Annotated in this window: 10 protein-coding genes and 1 pseudogene; 2 read left to right on the forward strand and 9 right to left on the reverse strand. The window is 65.7% G+C overall.

What is annotated here, in order from left to right; genetic code table 11:
- The 6 genes from G3N98_RS36600 to flhD form a co-directional block, all read right to left on the reverse strand.
- On the reverse strand, positions 1-773 hold a 773-nt coding region (locus G3N98_RS36600), incomplete at its 3' end, for an Hpt domain-containing protein (protein ID WP_206150852.1).
- Between the two features lie 33 nt (positions 774-806).
- On the reverse strand, positions 807-1,184 hold the full coding sequence (locus G3N98_RS36605) for a response regulator (protein ID WP_011350594.1): 378 nt from the start codon (positions 1,182-1,184) through the stop codon (positions 807-809).
- Positions 1,185-1,208: 24 nt separating this feature from the next.
- Positions 1,209-2,234, reverse strand: coding sequence for a flagellar motor protein MotB (gene motB / locus G3N98_RS36610; RefSeq protein WP_039346832.1), 1,026 nt, complete (start codon positions 2,232-2,234; stop codon positions 1,209-1,211).
- Between the two features lie 13 nt (positions 2,235-2,247).
- The gene (gene motA / locus G3N98_RS36615) at positions 2,248-3,108 is read right to left on the reverse strand and encodes a flagellar motor stator protein MotA (RefSeq protein WP_011350592.1); all 861 of its coding nucleotides are present in this window, start codon (positions 3,106-3,108) and stop codon (positions 2,248-2,250) included.
- Between the two features lie 168 nt (positions 3,109-3,276).
- Positions 3,277-3,831, reverse strand: coding sequence for a flagellar transcriptional regulator FlhC (flhC, locus tag G3N98_RS36620; RefSeq protein WP_011350591.1), 555 nt, complete (start codon positions 3,829-3,831; stop codon positions 3,277-3,279).
- 92 nt (positions 3,832-3,923) lie between these two features.
- Positions 3,924-4,244: a flagellar transcriptional regulator FlhD gene (gene flhD, locus G3N98_RS40280; RefSeq protein ID WP_254600254.1), complete on the reverse strand. Its 321-nt coding sequence runs from the start codon at positions 4,242-4,244 to the stop codon at positions 3,924-3,926.
- Positions 4,245-4,907: 663 nt separating this feature from the next.
- Here flhD and G3N98_RS36630 point away from each other — a divergent pair.
- Positions 4,908-5,972, forward strand: coding sequence for a glycosyltransferase family 4 protein (locus tag G3N98_RS36630; protein WP_046547453.1), 1,065 nt, complete (start codon positions 4,908-4,910; stop codon positions 5,970-5,972).
- Between the two features lie 105 nt (positions 5,973-6,077).
- Here G3N98_RS36630 and G3N98_RS36635 read toward each other — a convergent pair whose 3' ends face one another.
- Positions 6,078-6,374, reverse strand: a complete 297-nt coding sequence (locus tag G3N98_RS36635) for an H-NS histone family protein (RefSeq protein ID WP_021162849.1) — start codon at positions 6,372-6,374, stop codon at positions 6,078-6,080.
- 300 nt (positions 6,375-6,674) lie between these two features.
- Between G3N98_RS36635 and aqpZ the strand changes: the two genes are divergently transcribed.
- Positions 6,675-7,418 (forward strand): aquaporin Z, encoded by a 744-nt coding sequence (gene aqpZ / locus G3N98_RS36640; protein WP_089424232.1) that lies wholly within the window; start codon positions 6,675-6,677, stop codon positions 7,416-7,418.
- Between the two features lie 118 nt (positions 7,419-7,536).
- Here aqpZ and G3N98_RS36645 read toward each other — a convergent pair whose 3' ends face one another.
- Both G3N98_RS36645 and G3N98_RS36650 read right to left on the reverse strand, forming a co-directional pair.
- The gene (locus G3N98_RS36645) at positions 7,537-8,361 is read right to left on the reverse strand and encodes a Cof-type HAD-IIB family hydrolase (RefSeq protein WP_089460305.1); all 825 of its coding nucleotides are present in this window, start codon (positions 8,359-8,361) and stop codon (positions 7,537-7,539) included.
- Between the two features lie 136 nt (positions 8,362-8,497).
- Positions 8,498-8,883: pseudogene (locus G3N98_RS36650) on the reverse strand (ATPase); the annotation flags it as partial.

Raw genomic sequence — 8,883 nt, forward strand, 5'->3', positions numbered from 1 at the left:
TCGGCGTCCTGCGCGGCCGCCGGTGCGGCCGGCGCCGTGCCGCGCCCGACGCGGATCTGGCTTTCGTCGATCACGAAGCAGCACACGGCGACGATGTCGTCGGACGGCACGTCCGATTCGACCCACAGCGTCAGGTCGGCGCCCACTTCCTCGCGGCCGACGATCCGGCCGAGGTTGCCGAGTTCTTCGGTGAGCAGTTCGCGATCCTTCGCATCGACGCCCACGAGCGTGATCTTCAGGTGCGGGCCGCCTTCGCCTGCGTCGCCCGCCGGATGCGCGGCCGCGACGGCCTGCTCGATCACGTGGTCGGGCACGCGATCGTCGCCGGCAGCCGGTTCCACGGCCGGCGCAGCCGGTGCGACGACAGCGGCGACAGCCGCGCCGCTCTCGGCCTTCAGCCGTTCGAGCTTCGCGCAGATCGTCGCGGCGGCGGCCGCGTCCGGTTCGGCGCTCGCGCGGTAGTCGACGAGCTGGTCGGACAGCACGTCCTTGGTCTCCAGGAACGCGTCGACCATTTCCTTGGTCAGCGTCAGCTCATGGTTGCGGGCGCGGTCGAGCAGCGATTCGAGGATGTGCGTCGTATCGGTCAGCGCGGAAAAGCCGAACGTCGCCGCGCCGCCCTTGATCGAATGCGCGGCGCGGAAGATCGCGGCCAGATCCTCGGGGTCGGGCGAACCGACGTCGAGGTTCAGCAGCAGCTGCTCCATCTGTGCGAGCAGCTCGTCCGCTTCGTCGAAAAATGTCTGGTAGAACTGAGTGATGTCGAGAGTCATGCCCGGTCCCGGGTTGAATGCGTCGCGTGAATGTCAGGAGGCGGCCGGCTCGGACAGCGTCGCGACCAGGTCGACCAGCACGGCGGGGTCGATCGGCTTCTCGATCCAGCCGGTCGCGCCCGCGTCGCGTGCGGCGTCCTTGAACGCGTCGCTGCCTTCGGTCGTCAGCACGAGGATCGGCGTTTCCGTGTAGGCGGTCAGCTTGCGCAGCGCGGCGATCACTTCCAGCCCGCTCTTGCGCGGCATGTTCTGGTCGGTCAGCACCAGGTCGTACGGCACGGTGGCCGCCAGGTCGAAGCCGGCCTCGCCGTCCGGCGCCACCGTCACGTCGTAGCCGGCCTGCATCAGCGTTGCCTGCAGCAGCGCACGCATGGTCGCGGAGTCGTCGATGGCGAGAATGGTTCGGATCATGTCTGTCTCGGAATCTCGTAAACGTCAGGGTTTCGGCACGGCGACGGCGGACGCCGCGAGCGCCGGGCGCACGGCCGGCGCCGGGGCCAGCTGCTGCGCGAGCTGCTGCGAGCCGGCCGCATCAGCCGACAGCGTCGTGGTCGTCGCATCGTCGCGCATCAGCGCCTCTTCGGATTTGCGGTTCAGCACGATCACGCTGATCCGGCGGTTTTCCGGATCGAGCGGGTCGGCCTTGTTCAGGTTCTGGGTCGACGCGAGGCCGAGCACGCGCAGCACTTTCGCCTCGCCCATGCCGCCCGCGATCAGCTCGCGGCGCGACGCGTTCGCGCGGTCGGCCGACAGCTCCCAGTTGCTGTAGCCGCCCTCGCCGCCCGCGTACGGCACGGCGTCGGTGTGGCCCTGGACGATGATCCGGTTCGGCACGTCGTTCAGCGTCTTGCCGATCTCGCGCAGGATGTCGCGCATGTACGGCTCGACGTGGTCGCTCGACATCGCGAACATCGGCCGCTTCTGCGAATCGACGATCTCGATGCGCAGCCCCATCAGCGTGGAATCGATGCGGATCTGCTGCTTGAACTGGCGCAGCGTCGGGTTGGCCTCGATCGCGGCCATCAGCTTGATCTGCAGGTCGTGCAGGCGCGCCTGCTCGAGCCGGTCCTGCGCGGCCTGCGCGTTCTGCGCCTGCGAGCGGGAATGCTCGTCGCCCATCTTCGCGAGACGTTCGGCGAGCTGCGTGGTGCCGTCGGTGCGGCGCAGCGTGCCGGCGTCGACGCTCGACAGGTCGCGGCCGCCGCCGTTGATGATGCTGGAATCCTGCGAGCTGCGGTCGCCGCTGCCGAACAGCGCGGCCTTCAGCGGCGTGTTGAAGTATTCGGCGATCCCCTTCAGCTGCACCGGCGTGACCGAGCTCAGCAGCCACATCAGCAGGAAGAACGCCATCATCGCGGTCATGAAGTCCGCGTACGCGAGCTTCCATGCGCCGCCGTGGTGGCCCTTCTTCGCCGGGGCCACCCGCTTGACGACGATTGCGCGATCCTTGCTCTTGCTCATTGGGCGCTCCGCGTCACTTCGCCTTCACGCGGCGCACATGTTCTTCGAGCTCGGAGAACGACGGGCGCTCGGTCGAGAACAGCACCTTGCGGCCGAACTCGACCGCAATTGCCGGCGCATAGCCGTTCAGCGTCGCGAGGATCGTCACCTTGATGCACTGGAACATCTTGGTCGACTCGGCGACGCGCTGCTCCGCGAGGCTCGCGAGCGGCCCGATCAGCCCGTACGACAGCAGGATCCCGAGGAACGTGCCGACCAGCGCCTGCGCGATCATCGCGCCGAGCACCGCGGGCGGCTTGTCGGCCGACGCCATCGTGTGCACGACGCCCATCACGGCCGCGACGATACCGAACGCCGGCATCGCGTCACCGACGCGCATCAGCGCATGCGCGGGGCCTTCGCCTTCCGCGTGGTGCGTCTCGATCTCCTCGTCCATCAGGCTCTCGATCTCGAACGCGTTCATGTTGCCGCCCACCATCAGGCGCAGGTAGTCGGTCAGGAATTCGACGATGTGGTGATCGGCGAGGATCTTCGGGTATTGCGTGAAGATCGGGCTCTTTTCCGGGTCGTCGATGTCGGCCTCGAGCGTGAGCGTGCCTTCCTTGCGTGCCTTCGCGAGCAACACGTAAAGAAGCGCCATCAGCTCCATGTAGACATCCTTCGTGTATTTCGAGCCCTTGAAGAGCGTCGGCAGCACGCGCAGCGTGGCCTTGATGGTCTTGCCGCCGTTGCCGAGGATGAACGCGCCGACACCCGCGCCCACGATCATCAGGATCTCGACCGGCTGGATCAAGGCGCCCAGATGCCCGCCTGCCAGCGCATAACCGCCGAAGACGGACAACAGCGTCACGAGTGTTCCCACGATAATCAGCACTGCCTGTCCCTCACGAATGACCGGCGGGGAGACCGCCGTTAAACAGGTTTACGGCAGTCGGCAGGAAAACTTTCGCGGGCGGCCAGGCGGCGGCCCGACGGTGTTTACCAGCAATTCGCAGACGATTCGCGCCACCCGGCGCGGCCTGAGCGCCCCGCCCGGCGCTGCTCAGGCCGCGGCAGCGGCCAGTTCGGCGCGCGCGGCGGCGGCCTTGCGGGTCTTGCCCGCGCGCGACGGCGGCTGGCAGAGGCCGCAGACGAAACCTTGATGCGGATCATGCGCATGCGCGACGAAGTGACCGCCGCAGCGCGTGCACGGGGTCATCTGCAGCATCCCCGAATCGAAGAAGCGCACGAGCGTCCACGCGCGCGTGAGGCTCAGCGCGGCCTCGTCGCCGGACAGGTTCACGTGCTCCTGATAGAGCCGGTACGCCTTCACGATCGACTGGATCGGCTCGCAGCGGCCGTGGTCCTGCATGAACCGATAGATGTTGTAGAACAGCGACGAGTGGATGTTCGGCTGCCACGTCATGAACCAGTCGGTCGAGAACGGCAGCATCCCCTTCGGCGGCGACACGCCCTTCAGTTCCTTGTACAGCTTGATCAGACGGTCCCGCGACAGGCTCGTCTCCGCTTCCAGCAGCTGCAGCCGGGCGCCCAGTTCGATCAGTTCGATGGCGAGGGTGATTTCCTTCACCTCGATCACGACGCTTTTGCTTGCCATGGTGATAACCGTCCGCTTGACGTTATTCGGATGGATGGCCAATACGCTGCCCACCGGCGCGGCACGCCGGGACAAACGCAAGGCGGGATGGATCAGCGGACGCCTTCGACCTGCTGCCCGGCCATCAGGATGGCCGAGTGGGCGTGCGCGACGACATCGCTGCGGCCCTTGTCGGCGAGCGACGAGAGCAGCGCGTGATCATCGAAGCGGAAGCGGCACAGCATCTGGTTCGACGCGGCCAGCTTCACGGTCTGTGCGAGCGTGAGGCTGGCGAGCACGTCGGCGAGTTCCTGGGAAATGCCCATGCGGAACATGCCCATCGCTTTGTCTTCCCGCAGCAGGCGTTGCGCGAGGAGGAGGTACGACAGGTTGACCTCTTTGATCTCACTGAGCATTTCGCTGGTAGCGCTCATGATTCCCCCGTTAAAGAGCTTTGCTTTGGCCATTCGTGTTATGAAAACGTTTGCTCGATCAGGGCGCTCTTGGCGCTCAGTCGGCTCGTTTATAGTCTTACAGGGCGAATTTTGGCCAAACGGCATGTGCGCCGGTATCAGCGAAGTGGCGTATGCCGCGCAGGATTTGTCTGTAAACCGTGTAGGAATTTTTCCGACAAAGCGAATTGAAAGGCTCAATCGCGAAAGCGGCTGGCAGCGCGGATTCGGCTGTGATGGGTCCGATGGCCTCCGTGCAGTCCTGGAAGGCTTGCCGGCAAGGCTGCCAGCAATCGGATCGGTAAAAATTATAGTGCTTTTTCACGAAGACGCAACAATAGTTGCGTCTATCTCTATTTCTGTTTCCGCACCCTTTTTATCGGGGTTTTCGCGTATTTCATCGTGTAACAAGCCTTAAGTGTTTGAAAAAACACTCGAACCCCTCAGGGCGATATCGATAATGGACTCCAATGGGCTGCGGCGCGAGCCGTGCCGGCCCGCCCCGCAGCTTGCCGTCCGAAGCCCCGCGCACCCCGCCCAGGGCACGGCCACGTACCGCCCACCGCGTACGCCGGCGAGTTCCGCAACCTTGCACGGGATCCGCATCGGCGCCACCGCGCCCCGGGTCGAAACAGGAGAACATCCATGCGAATTGCCCAGATCGCGCCGCTTTACGAAGCCGTTCCGCCGAAACTCTACGGCGGCACCGAGCGTGTCGTGTCCTACCTCACCGAGGCGCTCGTCGATCTCGGCCATGACGTGACCCTGTTCGCCAGCGGCGACTCCGTCACGTCGGCCCGACTCGAGGCGGCCTGGCCGCGCGCACTGCGGCTCGACCCGTCGATCCGCGATTCGATGGCGCCCCATATGCGGCTCCTCGAAAAGGTCGCCCGGGTCGCGCACGAATTCGACGTGCTGCACTTCCACCTCGACTACCTGCCGTTCCCGCTGATGTCGCGCCTCGACACGCCGTACGTGACGACGCTGCACGGCCGCCTCGACCTGCCGGAACTGCAGCCCGTGTTCGATGCGTTCCCGGACGCGCCGGTCGTGTCGATCTCGAACAACCAGCGCAAGCCGCTGCCGCAGGCCGCGTGGGCCGGCACCGTGTATCACGGGCTGCCCGACACGCTGCTCACGCCGCAACCGGGCGTGAAGCCCGAATACCTCGCGTTCCTCGGCCGGATCTGCCCGGAAAAGCGCGTCGACACCGCGATCCGGATCGCCGCGCAAAGCGGGCTGCCGCTGAAGATCGCCGCGAAGGTCGACAAGGCCGACGCCGACTACTTCAAGGAAGTGATCGAGCCGCTGCTCGACCAGGCGCACGTCGAATTCATCGGCGAGATCAACGAGGCGCAGAAGCCCGCGTTCCTGTCCGGCGCGAAGGCGCTGCTGTTCCCGATCGACTGGCCGGAGCCGTTCGGCCTGGTGATGATCGAGGCGATGGCCTGCGGCACGCCGGTCGTCGCGTTCAACCGCGGCTCGGTACCCGAAGTGATCGAGGACGGCGTGACCGGCTTCATCGTCGAGGACGTGCAGGGCGCGGTCGGCGCGCTGCACCGGATCGACAGCCTGTCGCGCACCGCCATCCGCGAACGTTTCGATACGCGCTTCAGCTCGAAGGCCATGGCGCAGCGATATGTCGAAACTTACGAATCGCTTTGCACGGGAGCCCGTCAACCGGCATTGCGCCGGGTCGCCGGCGCCTGACACGGAATGCCGCAAGGAAATATGCCGTAATCCAATCCGCGCCGAAATTGGCGCGGATAACAAAAGAGCCGCATCTCGATGCGGCTCTTTTGTTTGGGCTTTCGGTCATTCGATGAGGAAACGATCGCGGTTTTTACCGACGATCCAATTCGGCGGCTTGCCGCGCCCGCTCCAGGTCGCGCCCGACTTCGGATCGCGGTATTTCGGGGGCAGCGGCGCCTTCTTCGGCGGACGCCCGCGCTTCGCTCGCTCCGCGAAGCCCAGATCCTGGGCAGTCAGCCCATATTCGGCAATCTTTTGCTGGACTTCCGCAATCACCGCCGCCACTTCCTGGCGGCGCACATCGTCCGCCTGGGCTTGCAGATCGGCGATCTGCGCCTTGAGCTTCGCGTATTGAGACATTTTTTGACTCCCCTTTTCGATGATGCGGCCCCGGCGAATCCGGCCGGGACACCAACATCCGTTACGCCATCCGCACTGCCGCCCTGCCCTTTGAAATGAATGCTGTCATCTTTAACCGATTCGGCTATATCGAGAATGCGGACTTATTCTAATAAAAGGCATTCGTCAGCTATTCAAATTTAACAATCGTTGACCCTCCCCGACCCGATTCATTTCCTATAATCCAGACCAATTCCGGGTGACGGTTTAAATCCGTCGCGTCGTCCGGTTGTCTTCAATCCACTTGAACGAGGTCCTTACATGAATCTTTCTCAGCGTCTCGCTGCAGAGGTATTCGGCACGTTCTGGCTGGTGCTCGGCGGGTGCGGAAGCGCCGTGCTGGCCGCCGCCTTTCCGGGCCTCGGCATCGGCTTTGCCGGCGTCGCACTTGCCTTCGGCCTGACCGTGCTGACGATGGCATTCGCAATTGGCCACATTTCGGGCTGCCACCTGAATCCGGCGGTGAGCGTCGGCCTGACGGTCGCCGGCCGCTTCCCCGCACGCGATCTCGTGCCGTACATCGTCGCGCAGGTGGTCGGCGCGACGCTCGGCGCGTTCGTGCTGTACCTGATCGCGACCGGCAAACCGGGCTTCGACGTCGTCGGCAGCGGCTTCGCGACGAACGGCTTCGGCGAACGCTCGCCCGGCCACTACGCACTCAGTTCGGCGTTCATTTGCGAAGTCGTGATGACGGGCTTCTTCCTGTTCGTGATCCTGGGCGCCACCGACAAGCGCGGCGTGCCGGCCGGCTTTGCGCCGATCGCGATCGGCCTGTGCCTGACGCTGATCCACCTGATCTCGATTCCGGTCACCAACACGTCGGTGAACCCGGCCCGCTCGACCGGCCCCGCGCTGTTCGTGGGCGGCGATGCGATCGGTCAGCTCTGGCTGTTCTGGGTGGCACCGATCATCGGCGCGGTACTCGCCGGGATCATCTATCCGCTGGTCGCGGGGCGTGACGACGCCGTCGACCTGCTGCCGGCATCGGCTCGCACAAGCGAATAAAACACTACGGGGTCAAGCGAGCAGAGCAGCGAGCCTCACGCTGTCGAAGAAGATCGAGGCAAGTCATTTCGACGGGCGCCACTGGCGCCCGTTTTTCATTTCCGCGCCGGCAGCGCGCTCAGGAGGCGGCGACGTTGTCTTCGAGCGAGAACAGCGTGCGCAGGTGGCGGGCGACGCCCGCATCGAAGTTGTTGCCGATCCGCGGGATGTGCGGGAGCCGCGCGACCAGGTCAGGATTCGCGTTGTTCATCATGAACGCGTGGCCGGCGGTTTCGAGCAGGTCGATATCGTTCATGTTGTCGCCGAACGCGATGCAGTGGCCGGTGTCGACGCCGAGCCGTGCGAGCACCGAGCGCAACGCGCGGCCCTTCGACACGTTCGCGGTCATCACCTCGAGGCAGTCGGGCAGCGAGTACGTGACGTACAGCGCATCGCCGAAGCGCACGCGCATCTGCTCGGCGACGACCGCCAGATCGGCCGGATCGCCGATGTACAGCACCTTCGCGATATCCGCGCCGTCATGCGCGGGCATGTCGATCACGTCGTAGCGGAAGCCCGAATCCTGGTGGAATTCGAGCAGGTGCGGCGCATCGCGGTCGATCAGCCAGCCCTGGTCGGTGAACAGGTTGACGATCACGCGGCCATGCGCGCCGACGACATCGGGCTGCACGAGGCCGCGGACGATCGCCGGATCGATGTCCTGCGCGTGGATCGTCGTGTCGTCCGGCGCATGCACGCGCGCGCCGTTCGACGTGATCAGGTACGGCCGGATGCCGAGCACGTCGCGAATGCCGGCGACGTCCGCGTAATGGCGCCCGGTGGCGATCACGAACTGCAGGCCGTCGCGGTCGAGCCGGCGGACGGTGTCGATCGTGTATGGATCGAGCTGGTGGTCGCTGTTCAGCAGGGTACCGTCGAGATCGGTGGCGATGACTTTGTACATGGGACGGAAGAATGGCGCTCAGGGCTCTGCGGAACGGCCATTCTAACGTCGAGCCCGGTTGCCCGCCGGACGGTTCCCGGCCGATTGCCGCCCGCGGCGCGGTTGCAGTGTGCTTTCCGCCCGCCTCGACACGCCGTCAGCGCCCTTCCGCCGCCCGCAACGCCTGCAGCGCGAGCCGCAGCGCGCCGTGCGCGGAATCGTCGAGCGGCGCGCGCAGCCGCCCGGCGTGGCGCGCCGGCACGGCCGGTGCGAGGGCGGCCGCCAATCCGCCGCACAGCGCGACCGGCAGCGCGTGCTGCGGATCGAGCGCGTCGATCATCTTGCCGATCTCGTCGCCCGCCTGCGCGATCAGCGCGGCCGCGACCGGATGCGCACGATGCGCGAACACGATCGGCGCAAGCCGCGCGTAGACCGTCTGGTTCGCATCGCACGACCACTGGACGAGCGCGTCGCGATCCTGCGCGCCCGTTTCCGCGAGCAGCGCGCTGGCGAACGCCTCCCACGGCACGCGGCCGGACCGGA

Source organism: Burkholderia sp. Tr-20390 (genome assembly GCF_017104595.1).
Lineage (GTDB): Bacteria > Pseudomonadota > Gammaproteobacteria > Burkholderiales > Burkholderiaceae > Burkholderia.

Coding starts and splice junctions, on each gene's coding strand:
- flhD (WP_254600254.1), bottom strand. CDS start 4,244: ATGAGCGCTACCAGCGAAATGCTCAGTGAGATCAAAGAGGTCAACCTG.
- G3N98_RS36635 (WP_021162849.1), bottom strand. CDS start 6,374: ATGTCTCAATACGCGAAGCTCAAGGCGCAGATCGCCGATCTGCAAGCC.
- G3N98_RS36630 (WP_046547453.1), top strand. CDS start 4,908: ATGCGAATTGCCCAGATCGCGCCGCTTTACGAAGCCGTTCCGCCGAAA.
- G3N98_RS36645 (WP_089460305.1), bottom strand. CDS start 8,361: ATGTACAAAGTCATCGCCACCGATCTCGACGGTACCCTGCTGAACAGC.
- motB (WP_039346832.1), bottom strand. CDS start 2,234: ATGAGCAAGAGCAAGGATCGCGCAATCGTCGTCAAGCGGGTGGCCCCG.
- G3N98_RS36605 (WP_011350594.1), bottom strand. CDS start 1,184: ATGATCCGAACCATTCTCGCCATCGACGACTCCGCGACCATGCGTGCG.
- aqpZ (WP_089424232.1), top strand. CDS start 6,675: ATGAATCTTTCTCAGCGTCTCGCTGCAGAGGTATTCGGCACGTTCTGG.
- flhC (WP_011350591.1), bottom strand. CDS start 3,831: ATGGCAAGCAAAAGCGTCGTGATCGAGGTGAAGGAAATCACCCTCGCC.